The organism is Comamonas endophytica, assembly GCF_023634805.2.
Taxonomy (GTDB): domain Bacteria; phylum Pseudomonadota; class Gammaproteobacteria; order Burkholderiales; family Burkholderiaceae_C; genus Comamonas; species Comamonas endophytica.
Map to the genome: position 1 here is coordinate 379,404 of NZ_CP106881.1, position 15,176 is coordinate 394,579.

General features: G+C 67.9%; 13 protein-coding genes. 3 read left to right on the forward strand and 10 right to left on the reverse strand.

Annotated features, from left to right (window positions below; translation table 11 throughout):
* Positions 1-29: 29 nt before the first annotated feature.
* Positions 30-563: a polyhydroxyalkanoate synthesis repressor PhaR gene (gene phaR, locus M9799_RS01665; protein ID WP_231042677.1), complete on the reverse strand. Its 534-nt coding sequence runs from the start codon at positions 561-563 to the stop codon at positions 30-32.
* A gap of 219 nt (positions 564-782) precedes the next feature.
* Here phaR and gabT point away from each other — a divergent pair, with 219 nt between their 5' ends.
* Positions 783-2,054, forward strand: a complete 1,272-nt coding sequence (gabT, locus tag M9799_RS01670; RefSeq protein ID WP_231042678.1) for a 4-aminobutyrate--2-oxoglutarate transaminase — start codon at positions 783-785, stop codon at positions 2,052-2,054.
* A gap of 25 nt (positions 2,055-2,079) precedes the next feature.
* Here the strand turns inward: gabT and M9799_RS01675 are convergent, their stop codons facing one another.
* Genes M9799_RS01675 through M9799_RS01690 form a run of 4 tightly spaced genes read right to left on the reverse strand, consistent with a single transcriptional unit; the run spans position 2,080 to position 5,417 of the window.
* A complete protein-coding gene (locus M9799_RS01675; protein WP_231042679.1) occupies positions 2,080-3,360 on the reverse strand; it encodes a TRAP transporter large permease in 1,281 nt (426 codons plus the stop codon).
* Positions 3,357-3,932 carry a TRAP transporter small permease gene (locus tag M9799_RS01680; RefSeq protein ID WP_231042680.1) on the reverse strand — a complete coding sequence of 192 codons (576 nt, stop codon included), beginning with the start codon at positions 3,930-3,932 and terminating at the stop codon, positions 3,357-3,359. Before M9799_RS01680 ends, M9799_RS01675 begins: the two co-directional genes overlap by 4 nt.
* Before the next feature lie 25 nt (positions 3,933-3,957).
* Entirely contained in the window at positions 3,958-4,401 is a 444-nt protein-coding gene (locus M9799_RS01685; RefSeq protein WP_231042681.1) for a type II 3-dehydroquinate dehydratase, read from the reverse strand.
* Positions 4,402-4,415: 14 nt separating this feature from the next.
* Complete coding sequence (locus M9799_RS01690) at positions 4,416-5,417, reverse strand: TRAP transporter substrate-binding protein (protein WP_231042682.1); 1,002 nt, start codon at positions 5,415-5,417, stop codon at positions 4,416-4,418.
* A 174-nt stretch (positions 5,418-5,591) separates the two neighbouring features.
* On the opposite strand from M9799_RS01690, the gene M9799_RS01695 reads away from it, so the two are divergent.
* Positions 5,592-6,374, forward strand: coding sequence for an IclR family transcriptional regulator (locus M9799_RS01695; RefSeq protein WP_231042683.1), 783 nt, complete (start codon positions 5,592-5,594; stop codon positions 6,372-6,374).
* Between the two features lie 172 nt (positions 6,375-6,546).
* Here the strand turns inward: M9799_RS01695 and M9799_RS01700 are convergent, their stop codons facing one another.
* Positions 6,547-8,049, reverse strand: a complete 1,503-nt coding sequence (locus M9799_RS01700) for an aminotransferase-like domain-containing protein (RefSeq protein ID WP_231042684.1) — start codon at positions 8,047-8,049, stop codon at positions 6,547-6,549.
* A 203-nt stretch (positions 8,050-8,252) separates the two neighbouring features.
* On the opposite strand from M9799_RS01700, the gene M9799_RS01705 reads away from it, so the two are divergent.
* Positions 8,253-8,588 carry a hypothetical protein gene (locus tag M9799_RS01705; RefSeq protein WP_231042685.1) on the forward strand — a complete coding sequence of 112 codons (336 nt, stop codon included), beginning with the start codon at positions 8,253-8,255 and terminating at the stop codon, positions 8,586-8,588.
* Here the strand turns inward: M9799_RS01705 and M9799_RS01710 are convergent.
* The 4 genes from M9799_RS01710 to M9799_RS01725 all read right to left on the reverse strand — a co-directional run bounded on the left by M9799_RS01710 (position 8,560) and on the right by M9799_RS01725 (position 15,162).
* Positions 8,560-9,960 carry a sensor histidine kinase gene (locus M9799_RS01710; RefSeq protein ID WP_231042686.1) on the reverse strand — a complete coding sequence of 467 codons (1,401 nt, stop codon included), beginning with the start codon at positions 9,958-9,960 and terminating at the stop codon, positions 8,560-8,562. The genes M9799_RS01705 and M9799_RS01710 overlap by 29 nt on opposite strands.
* Positions 9,957-10,649: a response regulator transcription factor gene (locus M9799_RS01715; protein ID WP_184277816.1), complete on the reverse strand. Its 693-nt coding sequence runs from the start codon at positions 10,647-10,649 to the stop codon at positions 9,957-9,959. The genes M9799_RS01710 and M9799_RS01715 overlap by 4 nt, the downstream gene beginning before the upstream one ends.
* 36 nt (positions 10,650-10,685) lie before the next feature.
* The gene (locus M9799_RS01720) at positions 10,686-11,891 is read right to left on the reverse strand and encodes a TolC family protein (protein WP_231042687.1); all 1,206 of its coding nucleotides are present in this window, start codon (positions 11,889-11,891) and stop codon (positions 10,686-10,688) included.
* A gap of 166 nt (positions 11,892-12,057) precedes the next feature.
* Positions 12,058-15,162, reverse strand: a complete 3,105-nt coding sequence (locus tag M9799_RS01725) for an efflux RND transporter permease subunit (protein ID WP_231042688.1) — start codon at positions 15,160-15,162, stop codon at positions 12,058-12,060.
* Between the last annotated feature and the right edge of the window lie 14 nt (positions 15,163-15,176).

The following is a 15,176-nucleotide window of genomic DNA, read 5'->3' on the forward strand; positions in this document are numbered from 1 at the left end:
CGCAGCTACGCGCAGCGAGCCAGCGTGGGCTAACGTTTCAAGCCCATCGCATCCAGCATCTGCGCGGTCTGCTTGTGCATCTGCTCCTGCATCTGCGTGAACATCGCCTGCGACTGGCCGAGATAGCTGCTGACCATGCCCTGCATCAGCGTGGGCTGCAGGCGCAGGAACTGGCTCCACATCTCCGGCGTGGCGCCCTGCTCGGCCATGCGCGCCTGGAAGTCGCTGAACATCTGCACGTTGCGCTCCAGGCTCGCCCCCATGCTGCCCTGCATGGCGTGCCCGTAGAAGCGGATGATGTTGGCCAGCACGGCCTCGGTGAACATCGGGGCGCCGCCGGCTTCTTCCTCGAGGATGATCTGCAGCAGGATGCTGCGCGTGAGGTCGTCGCCGGTCTTGGCGTCGCGCACGACCAGGGGTTCGCTCGCCATGACCAGCGCCTTGACCTCGGACAGCGTGATGTAGGTGGAGGTGTCGGTGTCGTAGAGCCGGCGGTTGGGGTATTTCTTGATGACGCGCGTCCGGGCCTTGGCCGCGGCGGTCGATGTCTGGTTCTCTTGCACGGCTGACTCCTATGGGCATGGCGCCCGCTGCACTGCAACATGGATTTTAGACACAGCCTCGCCGCCGCCGCGCAGAGCTTACCCTGAGCGTGCGCCCGCGCAGCGCATGGTCTTGCATCCGCAATGCGTCGGTACAGTCGCCTACAGCCCTGCCCCGCGCCCACTCGGCACCATCGCAGCAGGGGCCGCATGCAGCGGCCCGGGTTATGGACCGCAGCGATGAACACCAACACCGAACTCACGCAGCGCCGCACCGCCGCCATGCCGCGCGGCATCGGCGTGCTCAGCCACTTCCACGCCGCGCAGGCCGACAACGCCTTGCTGACCGATGCCGAGGGCCGGCAATACATCGATTTCGCCGCCGGCATCGCCGTGCTCAACACCGGACACCGCCATCCCCGGGTGGTGGGGGCCATCCGCCAGCAGCTGCTGCGCTTCACGCATACCGCGTTCCAGGTCGTGCCTTACGAGAACGCCATCGCATTGGCCGAACGCCTCAATGCGCTGGCACCGGTCGCGAAACCGGCCAAGACGGCGCTGTTCACCACCGGCGTCGAAGCCGTGGAGAACGCGGTGAAGATCGCACGCTACGCCACGGGCCGCTCGGCGCTGATCGCGTTCAGCGGCGCCTTCCACGGGCGCACGCTGCTGGGGCTGTCGCTGACCGGCAAGGTGGTGCCCTACAAGGCCGGCTTCGGCAGCATGCTGCCCGAGGTGTACCACCTGCCTTTTCCCGCGCCGACGCTGGGTGTGGGCGTGAACGACACGCTGAATGCGCTCACGCGGCTGTTCAAGGCCGATGTGGATCCGCAGCGCGTGGCCGCGATCGTCATCGAGCCGGTGCAGGGCGAAGGCGGCTTCTACCCCGCGCCGCCGGCGCTGCTCGAAGCGCTGCGCGCGCAATGCGATGCGCATGGCATCCTGCTGATCGCCGACGAGGTGCAAAGCGGTTTCGGCCGCACCGGCCGCTGGTTTGCCATGGAGCACCATGGCGTGCAGGCCGACCTGATCTGCATGGCCAAGAGCCTGGGCGGCGGCATGCCGCTGTCGGGCGTCACGGGCCGCGCGGAGGTGATGGATGCGCCCCCGCCCGGCGCGCTGGGCAGCACCTATGCGGCCAACCCGCTGTCGGTGGCCGCGGCGCATGCGGTGCTGGACATCATCGACGAGCAGCAGTTGTGCGCGCGTGCCGAACACCTGGGGGCGCGGCTGATGGCGCGGCTGCGGGCGCTGCAGGAGCGCGATGCGGGCATGGCAGAGGTGCGCGGCCTGGGCTCGATGGTGGCGGTGGAGTTCAGCCAACCCGGCTCCCACGCGCCCGATGCCGAGCGCGTCAATGGCGTGGTGCAGGCCGCCATGTCGCAGGGGCTGCTGCTGCTGCCCTGCGGGGTGCATGGCAACGTGCTGCGCTTTCTCTACCCCCTGACCATCGAGGAGGCGCTGTTCGAACGCGCGCTGGACATCCTCGACAAGGTGCTGGGCCGGGATTGACCCGGCCGCTGCACCCCGCCGCACCCTAGCGGTAGAAGAACTTCGCCGGCCCGGTGACCAGCCAGGGGAACAGCACCATGGCGAACATGATCGCGAACTGCGCCAGCATGAACGGGATCACGCCGCGCGTCACGTCGTCCATCGACATGCGGCCCACCCCCGCCACCACGTTGAGCACCGTGCCCACCGGCGGCGTGACCAGGCCGATGGAGTTGTTGATGATGAACATCACGCCGAAGTAGACCGGATCGATGCCCGCTGCGTTCACGACGGGCATCAGCACCGGCGTGAGGATCAGGATGGTGGGCGTCATGTCCATTGCCGTGCCCACCAGCATCACCAGCACCATGATCGCCATCATCAGCAGGATCTTGCTGTCCATGAAAGGCTGCAGCAGCGCGACGACCTTCGAGGGCAGATCGGCCACCGTGATCAGCCAGGCGCTGACCATGGCCGCGGCGATCAGGAACATGACGATGGCGCTGGTCTTGGCCGCGGCCACGAAGATGCCGTAGAGCTTGGCCCAGGTGATCTCGCGGTAGATGACGGCCGAGACGAACAGCGCATAGACCGCCGCCACCACCGCGGCCTCCGTGGGGGTGAACACGCCCATGCGCAGGCCCACCAGGATGATCACCGGCAACAGCAGCGCCCAGAGGGCCTTGCGCGCCGCGTGCAGGATCTCGGCGCGGGACTTGCGCGGCGGCGGCACGATCTTCTCGCTGCGCACCAGCCAGGCCCAGGTGACCCACAGCGCGCCGCCGATCAGCAGCCCGGGCACGATGGCCGCCAGGAACAGCTTGGAGATCGAGACATTGGCGGCGACGCCGAAGATCACCAGGCCGATGCTGGGCGGGATCACCGGGCCGATCACGCCGGTGGCGGCAATCAGCCCGCCGGCGCGCGCCTTGTCGTGGCCGGCGCGCGTCATCATCGGCAGCAGCAGCGCGGTGAGCGCGGCGGCATCGGCCACGGCCGAGCCCGACAGCGCCGACAGCAGGCAGCCGGCCATGATGGTCACATAGCCCAGCCCGCCCTTGACGTGGCCGACCAGCGCCAGCGCGAAATCCACGATGCGCTTGGAGAGGCCGCCGACGTTCATGATCTCGCCGGCGAGCATGAAGAAGGGCACGGCCAGCAGCGGGAAGCTGTCGGCGCCGCCAATCAGGTTCTGCGCCAGGATCTGCGGGTCAAACAGGTCCAGGTGCCACATCAGCGCCACGCCGCTGGCCAGCAGCGAGAACGCGATCGGGATGCCCATGGCCATCGCCAGGAGCAGGGCTCCGACAAATACGAAAATCGTCATTTTTCGCCTTTCCGATGCGCGCCGGCATTGGTGGCCTCGGCCGCCAGGATCTGCTGCAACTGCACCGCTTCTTCCGATTCCTGCACCATCACCAGTTCGGCTTCATCCATCCGCCCGGTCAGCAGCCGCCACAGGTCCAGCAGCAGCAGGAAGCCGGCGCAGACCGCGAACACCACGCAGGAGAGGTAGACGATGGCCATCGACATGCCGGTGGTCGGCGCCGTGACGTCCCAGTTGATGCGCGCCTGCGCCAGGCTGCCCTGCAGCAGCAGCCACAGGATGAACAGCATCAGCGCATGGCCCAGCGCCAGGCAGATCTTCTTGGCCCAGGCCGGCAGCCGCTGCACCACCATGTCCACCCCGAGGTGGCCGTGCTCGCGCAGCGCGACGATGGCGCCCAGGAAGGTCATCCAGATGAAAAGCCAGCGCGACACCTCCTCGGACACCGTGATGCCCGAGTTGAACAGGTAGCGCAGCACCACGTTGCCGAACACCAGCACCACCATCAGCGCCAGCATCGCGGCAATCACCGCTTCGAGGCCGCGGCAGGCCCGGTCGATCCAGCGATTCATGTCATGGTCCTTCCGGGGCGGCGCGTCATGCCTTGGCTTCGCGCAGGCTCTCGACCAGCGCGCGCAGCGCGGCGAGATAGGAGTGCGGACCGAAGCCCTGCACCGTGGCCTTCACCGCCGGCGAGATGATCGAGTGCACGCGCCAGGCCTCGCGCGCCGCGATGTTCGACATGTGCACCTCGATCACCGGGAAGGGCATGGCCTTGATCGCGTCGTGCAGCGGCACGCCGTGCTGCGTGAGCCCGGCGGGGTTCACCAGCGCGCCCTGCGCGCTGTCGATGTTGGCGTGCAGAAAGTCGATCAGCGCGCCTTCGTGGTTCGACTGGATGGTCTCCAGCGTCACGTCCAGCTCCTCGGCGAGCTTTTGCAGCCGCGCGTTGATCTGCGCCAGTGTCGTGGTGCCGTAGATATGCGGTTCGCGCCGACCGAAGAGGTTCAGGTTGGGACCGTTGAGAACAAGAATTTTCATGGCTGCTGACGGGTTCACTTGCGGATGCGGGCCAGCTCGTCGTTGTAGAGCTTGACGATGGCGGGGTCGTAGGTGGCGGCAAAGCGGTCGACCACCGGCTTGGCGATCTGCTGCATGCGCTTTTGCTCGGCGGGCGAGACTTCGTTGTATTGCAGCCCCTTGGCCTGCAGCTCGCCCACCGCCTTCTGCGCGGCCGCGCGGCTGACCTGGCGCTGGTAGGCGCGCGACTCGTCGGCGGCCTCGTTCATCATCTTCTGCTCGGCCGGCGTGAGCTGGTCCCAGAACTTCTTGCTGACCAGCACGATGTTGGCCGCGTAGACGTGGTTGGTGGCGCTGACGAACTTCTGCACTTCGTAGAACTTGTTCGACAGGATCACGGCAAAGGGGTTCTCCTGGCCGTCGACGGCGCGTGCCTCCAGTGCGCCATAGAGCTCGGCAAAGGGCATCGGCACGGGGTTGGCCTTGAAGGCCTTGAAGGTGTCGAGGAACACCGGGTTGGGGATGACGCGCAGCTTCAGGCCGTCGAAGTCCTCGGGCTTGGTGATGGCACGCTTGCTGTTGGTGACGTTGCGGAAGCCCAGGTCCCAGTAGCCCAATGCGACCAGGCCTTTTTCCGGCAGCTTGGCGATCAGCGCCTGGCCCAGCGGGCCGTCGAGCAGCGCGTCGGCCTGTGCGTAGTTGGCGACGGCAAAGGGGAAATCGACCAGGCCGAATTCCTTGACGATGCCGGCCAGCGAGGTCGTGGCCGGTGCCGACATCTGCTGCACGCCGCCCTGCAGGGCCGACTGCTGCTGCATCTCGTTGCCCAGCTGGGAGGCCGGGAATTCCATCACCTTCATCTTGCCGCCGCTCTTGGCGGCCAGGATCTCGCCAAAGCGCTTGACGCCAAAGCTCACAGGATGGTCGGCGTTGTTCAGGTGACCGAAACGGATCACGCGCTCTTGCTGCGCGGCGGCAGGCAAGGCAAGAAGAAAGGACAGGCCAGCGGCCAGGGCAAGGCGGGCGGGAATGCGCATGAAACACCTCCAGTGATGGATGCAAGGGCGTGGACGTGAAGCGTCCGGCGGCTGGAAGCGATGGTAATGAAAAAGTGGAAACTGATTCCACAGTAGAAACCCTTTATCATTTACTTACGAATTCACGTACAAAGATCGGCAGATGGCACCCGCCTGCCCACGAAAGTCCTTGCCATGAGCAACATCCTGGAACGCAGTTTCAAAGTCCTTGAACACCTGGCCGCCCACCCGGAAGGAAAAGCGCTGTCCGCGCTGGCCACCGAACTCGAGATGCCGCTGAGCGCCACGCACCGGCTGCTGGCCGAGCTGAGCCGCTGCGGCTATGTGCGCCAGGAGCACAGCCAGGGCAACTACATGCTGACCATCAAGCTGGTCTCGCTGGGGCTGGGTTTCCTCAGCGCCAGCGGCATCGTCGACATCGCCCAGCCGCTGCTCGACCGCCTGGCCGTGGAATCGGGAGAACTGGTGCGCCTGGCCGTGGTCGATGGCGACGCGCTGACCTTCGTCGCCAAGTCGCAGGGCGCGACGCGCGGGCTGCGCTACGACCCGGACATGGGCCTGTCGGTCAACCTGTCGTGCAGCGCCGCGGGCCATGCCTGGCTGTCGACCATGAGCGACGAGCAGGCGCTGGCGCTGGTGTCGCAGCAGGGCTTCGGCCAGCCCGAGGACTACGGCCCGAACGCGCCGACCACCGTGAAGGCGCTGCTGGCGCATCTGGAAAAAACGCGCCGCCAGGGCTACAGCTGCATCGTCGAGGTGTTCGCGCCCGGCATGAGCGCCATGGCCGCCCCGATCCGCCGTGGCAATGGCCCGGTGATCGGCGTGGTGACCATCGCCGGCCCGCTGATCCGCCTGACCGAGGAGCGCATGCATTCGCTGGGCACGGCGCTGCTGGAGACCACGCAGGAGCTGGCGATGACCAGCAGCGGGTCGGCGTTGTTGAAGAATCGGGGGTGAGGGGGACGTACAGCTCCCGTTTTTTAGGTGGGGCCGTCCATGGTTCGACAGGCTCAGGACGAACGGTTTTTGACCGTTCGTCCTGAGCCTGTCGAAGGATGGACGGCCCGCGCTCAAGCCATGGGCGCCCCCTCACCCCCTCACCCCCTCACCCCCTCACCCCCTCACCCCCTCACCCCCTCACCCCCTGCCCCAGCTGCGCGCAAGCCATCTCCCCCAGCACCCGGCACACCTCCTCCATTTCCGCCGTGACCGGATGCGTGCACGCCAGGCGCAGGCAGTGCTCGTAGCGCCCCGAATTCGAGAACATGCTGCCCGGCGCGATGCGAATGCCCTTGGCCAACGCCTCGTGGAACAGCGCCGCGCTGGAAAACCCCTCGGGTAGTTCCAGCCACAAGCACAAGCCCCCGGGCGGCAAACCAAGGCGCGTGCCTATGGGGAAGTAACGCGCCACCAGCGCCGCCATTCCCTCGCGCTGGCGTCTCAGCTGCTGCCTGAGCTTCACCAGGCCGCGTTGGTGCGTGGACGAGCCCAGCACCTGCGCGACGATCAGTTGCCCCAGCGTCTGCGTATTGCGGCTTTGCGCGAACTTCAGCATCTGCACCCGTCCATGCCAGCGCCCGCCGTTCATCCAGCCCTGGCGCAGGCCGGGCGCAAGGCTCTTGTTGAAAGCCTGGCAATACATCACCTGGCCCGCGCTGTCCCAGGCCTTGAGCGGCTTGACGGGCTGCTCGCTTTCGACGAACAGGCCGTAGGAGTCGTCCTCGATCAACGCCGCACCATGCGCCGCGCACAATGCCACCAGCCGCGCCTTGTGCGCATCGGGCATGCGCGCGCCCAGCGGCATCTGCAGCTCGGGAACGACCACGACGGCCTTGAGCCGCGGCTGGGTCTGGAACGCCAGCTCCAGCGCCTCGATGGAAATCCCCGTGCGCGGACTGCAGGGAATCTCCAAGGTCTGCAGTTGCAGCGACTCCACCACCTGCAGCAGGCCGTAGTAGGTGGGCGACTCCACCGCCACCATGTCGCCAGGAGAGGCCACGGCGGCCAGCGCCAGGCTCACGGCTTCGGAGTTGCCGGTGGTGGCCAGCACATCGGCGGGCGCGATGCGCACCCCCGAAGCCAGCGCGTGGCGCGCCATGGCCTGCTGGAAGTCGGGATGGTTGCCCTGGTTGGCGAGCAGCGAGCGGCCATGCACCAGCAGCGTGGGATCCTCGCGCAGCAGCTTGGCCACGATCCGGTTCAGATGGTTGTGGTCGAATAGCGCTGCCGGCGGGGTGCAGCTGCCCATATCGCTGTGCACTCGCGCCTGGCGGCCCTGATCGAGCAGCAGCGAGATATGCGCGTTGATGCCGATGAAATGCGCCGGATCGACGCCCTTGACGGGCTGGCTCAGGTCCGGCTCGCTCGGCGGAGCCAGCGCACCGCCGCGCGCATGGCAGACGAAATAGCCCACGCGCTGGCGTGCCTCGAGATGGCCCGCGGCCTCCAGATGCCGCAGCATCTGCAGTGCCGTGGACAGGCTCACGCCGTGCCGGCGCATCAGCTCGCGCACCGATGGCATGCGCTCGCCGACGCGCAGCGCGCCCACGTCCATGGCATGGATGTACTGGGCCGCAAGGCGCTGGTAGAGCGGCAGGGGCCTGTCGGAGAGGGAGCTGGAGCGGGTCGGCATGGAACAGGGCGAAGCGGCTGCGGGCCCCGCATCATGCCTGCGCCCACTGTTCTGCAACAGATACAGGGAACGGGAAATCGCACCGGAACAGCGCCGCGCAATCCGCGCTGCTGCGGTCCACAGGGCACCCCGCTGTGCCTGTTGCGCAAGGAGCATGCGGCCTACGCTGGAGGCACCATAACAGCCCTGCTCCGAGTCCTTCCATGCTCCCCTGCTCCTTCATGCTGGCCGCCGGCCAGACCCAGGCCCGCGCGCTTGCTGCGGGCGACGAACTGTTCTGCGCCGATGGCACGCTGCAACTGCAGACCTCGGCGGTGGCCGGGATAGAGGCCCTGCCCGGGCTGGCGCTGCGGCTGCACGCGGGCCAGAGCTGGCGCGCGCCCGCGGCGCTGCTGGTTCACATCACGGCAGTGAACGCCCCGGCCCGGATGCGCTGCACCCCGGCCCCTGCGGCATTGCCGTTACCGGCCCCGCCCGCGGCCCCTTGGCGTGCCCGCATGGGCGCCTGGTTCAAAGGCCGGCGGACGCTGGGGGCATGAGCGCTGCCGCGCGCTGCGCCGCCGCCGGCAGCCGCAACTGCACCTCGAAGCCGGGCGCGAGATTGGCGAACTGCAGGCTGCCGTTGTGCAGCTGCACGATGGCCTGCACGCTCGACAGCCCCAACCCGTGGCCCGGCTGGTGCTCGTGGGCGCGGTAGAAACGGTCGGTGATGCGCGCCAGCCGCTCGGGCGGCACGCCCGGGCCGTTGTCCTGCAGGCGCAACTCGACCACCTCGCCCTGCTGCCGGGCGGCGATGCGTACATGGCCGCCAGCCTCCGAACAGGCGTACTTGAGCGCGTTTTCCACCAGGTTGGCCAGCGCGTTGGCCAGCAGATCGCCATCGCCGAGGGCACAGGGGAGGCCTTCGATGTCGAGCTCCAGCGTGCAGCCGTTTTCCTCGGCCACGGGGGCATAGAGATCGGCAATGTCCGCCAGCAGGCCGGGAATGTCCACCGCGCAGAACTCCTGGCGACGCATGCCCGACTCCAGTTCGGCGATCTGCAGCAGCTTGTCGAACACCGTGCCCAGGCCCTGCACCTCCTGCTCCAGATGCTCGAGAAGCCGCTGCTGCTCCTGCCCGCCCAGGTGGCGCGCGCTGCGCAGCTGCAGCAGCACGCGCGTGAGCGGCGTGCGCAGGTTGTGCGCGATGGTGTTCGAGACATGGCGCACGCCGTCCATCAGCAGCTCGATCTGGTCGAGCATGCGGTTGATGTCGCGGCCCAGGCGCGTGAACTCGTCGTCGCCGCCGGCCAGGGGAATGCGCTGCCCCAGATCGCCGTTCGCCACCTGCAGCATGGTCTGGCGGATGCTGGCCGCGCGGTCGTCGACCAGGCGCCTGAAGGCCACGCTGCCCGAGACCGCCAGGACCAGCACGATCACCACCGCCGTCAGGCTGGCGCGCATGAAGCGCTCCTCGATGTCCTCCAGTGCATCCATGTCGCTGCCGACGATCAGCAAGTTGCCGCTGGGCAGCTGGGCGACGGCGACGCGGCCGGTCATGGTGCGGCCCTGGCGCTCGAGCCGCAGCTCCCGCATGCCGAAGGTGCTCAGCGTGCGCCGCGGCAGGATGCGCGCATTTCCGGCGAGGAAGTTGTTCCGGGCATCGGTGAGGATCGCGATCTCGGTCTGGCTGTCGACACCGTCGCTGAGCAGGCGATCGATCTCCTGGCGCAGCGATTGCTCGCCATGCTCCTGCGCGTGCTGCTCCAGGCGCTGCAGGTCCATCTTGGCTTCCTGGTCCATGCGCTGGCTGAACACCGAGACCATCTGCACATAGAAGATGGTGAGCACCACGACCATCGTCAGCAGCAGCAGGCCGCCATAGACCAGCGCCAGGCGGAACGCCATCGAGCTCCAGGGACGCAGGCTCATGGCGCGGGCGGCTGAGTGGACAGGCAATAGCCGACCCCGCGCACGGTGTGGATCAGCGGCTGCTCGAAGCCCTTGTCCACCTTGTTGCGCAGCCGGCTGATGTGCACGTCGATCACATTGGTCTGCGGATCGAAGCGGTAGTCCCACACCGACTCCAGCAGCATGGTGCGCGTGACGGTCTGGTCCACATGGCGCGCCAGGAACGCCAGCAGCCGGAACTCGCGCGGCTGCAGCATCAGCGTGCGCCCGCCGCGCTCGGCATGGCGGCTCAGCAGGTCCAGGCGCAGATCGCCGACTTCCAGCACCGGCGCCGGCGCCGCCGACTGCACGCGGCGCAGCAGCGCCTCCAGCCGCGCCTGCAGTTCCGAGAACGCGAAGGGCTTGGTGAGGTAATCGTCGCAGCCGGCCTTGAGGCAGCGCACGCGCTCGTCAGTGGCCGACAGCGCGCTCAGCACCAGCACCGGCGTGGTGTTGCCCATGCCGCGCAGCGCCTGCAGGATCTTCAGGCCGTCGAAGCCGTCGGGCAGCATGCGGTCGAGCACGATCGCATCCCAGTGGCCGGTCACGGCCTGGGTCAGCCCCTGCACCCCGTCGGGGCAGACGCAGACCTCGGCCTGCAGCTCGCGCATGCCCTCGGCCAGGAAGCGGGCGTTCTGGGAGTCGTCTTCGATGATGAGAAAGCGCGGCATCGGCAAGTCGGGCGGCTGAAGCGTCTGAAGCTGCGACTATAAACAGGCTGCGGGCAGGCAGTCGGCCAACGGCAATTGGCCGCGCGCGGCATCGAGCGCCCACTGCGCCTGCCAGGCCTGCAGCGTCAGGTCGAGGTACTCCTGCTCGTGCGTCGACACCGACTCCATGGCATCGAGCCATTCCAGGATCGAGCTCTGGCCCAACCGGTAGGAGTCCTGCGCCATCTGGCGCAGCGGCGCCAGCTGGCTCAGGCCGCGGGACTCGAAGTTGCGCAGCGCGCGGCGCAGCAGATCGCGCTGGTTCAGCGCCTGCTGCAGCTGCTGGCGGGCGAGTTGCTGCGCGGTGTCTTCTTCCAGCAGCGCCTGCGTGTACTCGAGTTGCGCGCGCTCGATGGCACCCTGCTTGCGGTCGAACAGCGGCAGTTCGATGGAAACGCCGACCTGGTTGTAGCCGTAGGAGTCCTGCCGCCCGCGCACCCGGGTCACGCCCACCGTGGGCGTGGGCAGCGCCTCGCGCGCCTGCTGGCGCGTGAACTGCTCGGCCTGTACCACGCGGGCATGCGCGGCCTGCAGCGCAGGCAGGCGCGGCTGGGCCTGCAGCCACAGGGCCTCAAGGTTGGACTCCTGCGCCGCGGCCTGCGCCGGCAGCAGGCTGCCCACCGCCTGTGGCGACCACGATGGCACGGCCAGCAGCTCGGCCAGCGCGGCGCGTGCGGCCTGCGTCTGCGCCTGTTGCTGCTCGAGCTGCACCTGGAACTGCGCGCGCTGCAGTTCCATGCGCGCCCCATCGTAGCGGCTGCGCGCACCCAGCTCGATCTGCCCCTGCACCACCTTGGCAGCCTGTTCCAGGTGCGCCATCGCCTGCTGGCGGGCGGCCAGCTTCTGCTGCTCCACCAGCAGTTGCGCAAAGCGCTGGGCGGCCTGGCCGAGGATCTCCTGGGCCTGCGCCGCCCGCTCGGCCGCGCCCGAGGCGGCGGCCAGGCGCGCGGCCTCGGTGCGCATGCCGATCTGCCCGAAGATCGGCAGCGGCTGCTCGATGCCCAGCTCCCTTTCATCGAACTTGCTGCTGTAGTGCAGGCTGGGGTTGGCCCAGGTCGATGCGGTCTTCACATCGGCCTGCTCCATGCGCTGGCGCAGTTGCATCGCGCGCAGGGTCGGATGGTGGGTACGGACCAGGGACAGGTATTCAGCCAGGGCCAGGGAGCCGGGGAGCTGTGAAGCGCTCGCCTGCGTTGCAGCCACGGGTGTGGAATGGAGGACGGGCCCTTCATCCTTCGACCCTTCGACAGGCTCTGGGCTCAGGACGAACGGTTTTGTCGCGACCTGTGGTGCGCTCGGAGCTGCTGCCAGGCAGGCAGCACTGCTCACAAGGGCCACCGCAGCCGTAAGCATGGGCGCCGCAATAGACTTAATGGCTTTCATCCAACTCATCCGGTTTCTTCAGGGTCTTGGGGCCGAGCCAGGCGTAGAGCACCGGCAGCAGCACGAGGGCAACGACGGGCAGCACTAGCATGCCGCCGACGATCACCGAGGCAAAGGGGCGCTGGGTCTCGCTGCCCACGCCGGTGGACAGCGCCATCGGCAGCAGGCCCAGCAGCGCCAGTGTCGCCACCAGCAGCACCGAGCGCATGCGCTCGGCCGTGCCCTGCACCAGGGCCTGGCGCAGCGGCATGCCTTCGCGGCGCAGCGCTTCCACCGCCGACACCACCAGCAGCCCGACCAGCGCCACCTGGCCCAGCAGCGCGATGAAGCCAATGGCCGCGCTGATCGACAGCTCGATGCCGGTGATGTGCAGCGCGGCGATGCCGCCGACCATGGCAAAGGGCGCGCACAGCAAGATGATGCAGGAGCTGCGCGCCTGGCCCAGCGCGCCGAACAGCAGGCCGAACACGATCAGCAGCGACAGCGGCACCACCACCTGCAGGCGCTGCGAGGCGCGCTGTTGGTTTTCCCACTCGCCGCCCCAGACCGCCTGGTAGCCTGCGGGCACCTGGACGTTGGCCTTGAACGCGGCCAGCGTGTCCTTCACCACCGAGCCGATGTCGCGGCCCTCGACGTTGAACTTCAGCGCCATGTAGCGGCTGTTGTTCTCGCGGAAGATCGAGGCGTTGCCGATCTTCACGCTGACCTGGCCCACGGAATGCAGCGGCACCGAACCGCCATTGGGCGTGGGGATGGCGATCTCGCGCATGCTGGCTTCATCCATGCGGTTCACATAGGGCAGGCGCACGCGCACCGGCACCGAGTGCTCGCCTTCCCAGAGCGTCGTTGCCACCTCGCCGGCCAGCGCCAGCTCCAGTGTCTTCTGCGCGGTTTCCATGGCAATCCCCTGGCGCGCCAGCGCCGTGCGGTCGAATTCGACATGCAGCTGCGGCGCGGGCGCGTCGCGGTAAAGGTCCAGGTCCACCACGCCCTCGATGGGCCGCACCTGGTCCATGGTCTGCATCAGGATGGCGCGCAGCTGGTCGATCTCGGGGCCGAACACCTTGAGCACCACCTGCCCGCGCGCGCCCGAAGTCGACTCCTCGACGCTGTCGCGGATCGGCTGCGAGAAGTTGAAGGCCACGCCGGGGATCACCGCCAGCTGCGCGCGCATCTGCTCGATCAGCTCGGGCTTGGTGAGCTCCTTGCGCCATTCCTTCAGCGGCTTGAGGCGGATCAGCGCCTTGGCCATGTTCAGCGTCTCGTTGTCGGTGCCCGATTCGGGCCGGCCCTGCTCGGTGCTGACCGAAGTCACCTCGGGGAACTGGCGCAGGATCTGGCGCACCTCGGCCAGCACCTCCTGGCCCTTTTCCAGCGAGATCGACGGCGGCATCTGCACCAGCACGTAGGCGTCGCCCTCGTCGAGCTGCGGCAGGAACTCGGTGCCCAGGCGCGTGGCCGACAGGCCCGCCACCAGCAGGATCACCACCGCCCCCACCACCACCGCGCGCTGGCGTGCGATGCCGTCGAGCGTGCGCCCGATCCAGTGCTGGTAGCCGTGGTCCATGCGCTCGAACACCTCGGGTTCGGGCGCCATCACATGCTTGGGTTTCAGCAGCAGCGCGCACAGCGCCGGCACCAGGCCCAGCGCGAACACCAGCGCGCCGAGCAGCGCGAAGCTGTAGGTCATGGCCAGCGGGCGGAAGATGCGGCCCTCGATGCTCTGCAGCGAGAACACCGGGATCAGCGCCGCGATCACGATGGCCATGGCGAACAGCGTCGGCTTGGCCACCGCAATCGTCGAGTCGATGATGATCGCGCGCATCTCGCGCTGGTTTTGCGGCTTGCGCAGACGCGCGTTGCGGATGATGTTCTCCGCCAGCACCACCGCCCCGTCGACCATGATGCCGAAGTCGATCGCGCCCATGGAGATCAGGTTGGCGGGCATGCCCAGCCAGTGCAGGCCGATGAAGGCCACCAGCAGCGACAGTGGAATCACCGTGGCGACGATCAGCGAGCCGCGCAGGCTGCGCAGCACCAGCCACAGCACGCCGACGATCAGCGCCGCGCCGAACAGCAGGTTGTGCTGCACCGTCGCCAGCGTGTGGCCGACCAGGTCGGAGCGGTCATAGGTGACCTCCATGCGCATGCCTTCGGGCAGCAGGCCGTTGTTCAGCTGCTCCACCTTCTCGTGCAGGCCGTCGAGCACCAGCGAGGGGTTCTCGCCGCGCTTGAGCAGCACCACGCCCTGCACCACGTCGTTCTCGCCGTCCATGCCGACCGAGCCCTGGCGCGGCGTGTGCGACTGGATCACGCTGGCCACGTCGCCGATGGTGACCGGCGCGCCGCCGCGCAGCTGCACGATCACGCTCTTGATCTCCTGCGGCGTGCGCAGCAGGCCGATGCCCCGGATGATGAACGACTGCTCGCCGCGGCGCATCAGGCCGCCGCCGACATTGCGGTTGGAGTTCTCCAGCGCCTGCGTCACGTCGCCAAGCGACAGTCCCAGGCGGTAGAGCTTGTCCGGGTCGACCTCGACATGGTATTCCTTGACGAAGCCCCCGATGCTCACGACATCGGCCACGCCCTGCACCTGCTTGAGCGTGCGCACGATGTGCCACTCCTGCTCGGTGCGCAGCTGGTCGAGCGTGTGCCGGTCGCTGTTGAGGCGGTAGTAGTAGATCTTGCCCAGCGGCGTGTAGTCGGGCGCCATCTCGGGCGTCACGCCCTCGGGCAGGTCGGCCTGGGGCAGGCGCTGCGCGACTTCGGCGCGCGCCGTGAAGCTCTTGGCATGGTCGTCGAAGACCATGTTGACCATCGACAGGCCGAAGTAGCTTTCCGAGCGCAGCGAGACCAGCCCCGGCGTGCCGTTGAGCTGGCGCTCGAGCGGCTGGGTGATCTGGCGCTCGACCTCCTCGGGCGCGAGGCCCGGGGCCTGCGCGATGATGCCCACCTGGACGTTGGTCACGTCCGGGTAGGCTTCGATCGCGGTCTGCAGGTACGAATAGATGCCGTAGATGGCGATGAAGATGGTGGCACAGACCACCACCAGCCGCCGGTGGACGGCGAAATCAATCAATGAACGCAGCATGCTCGTTTCCGTTC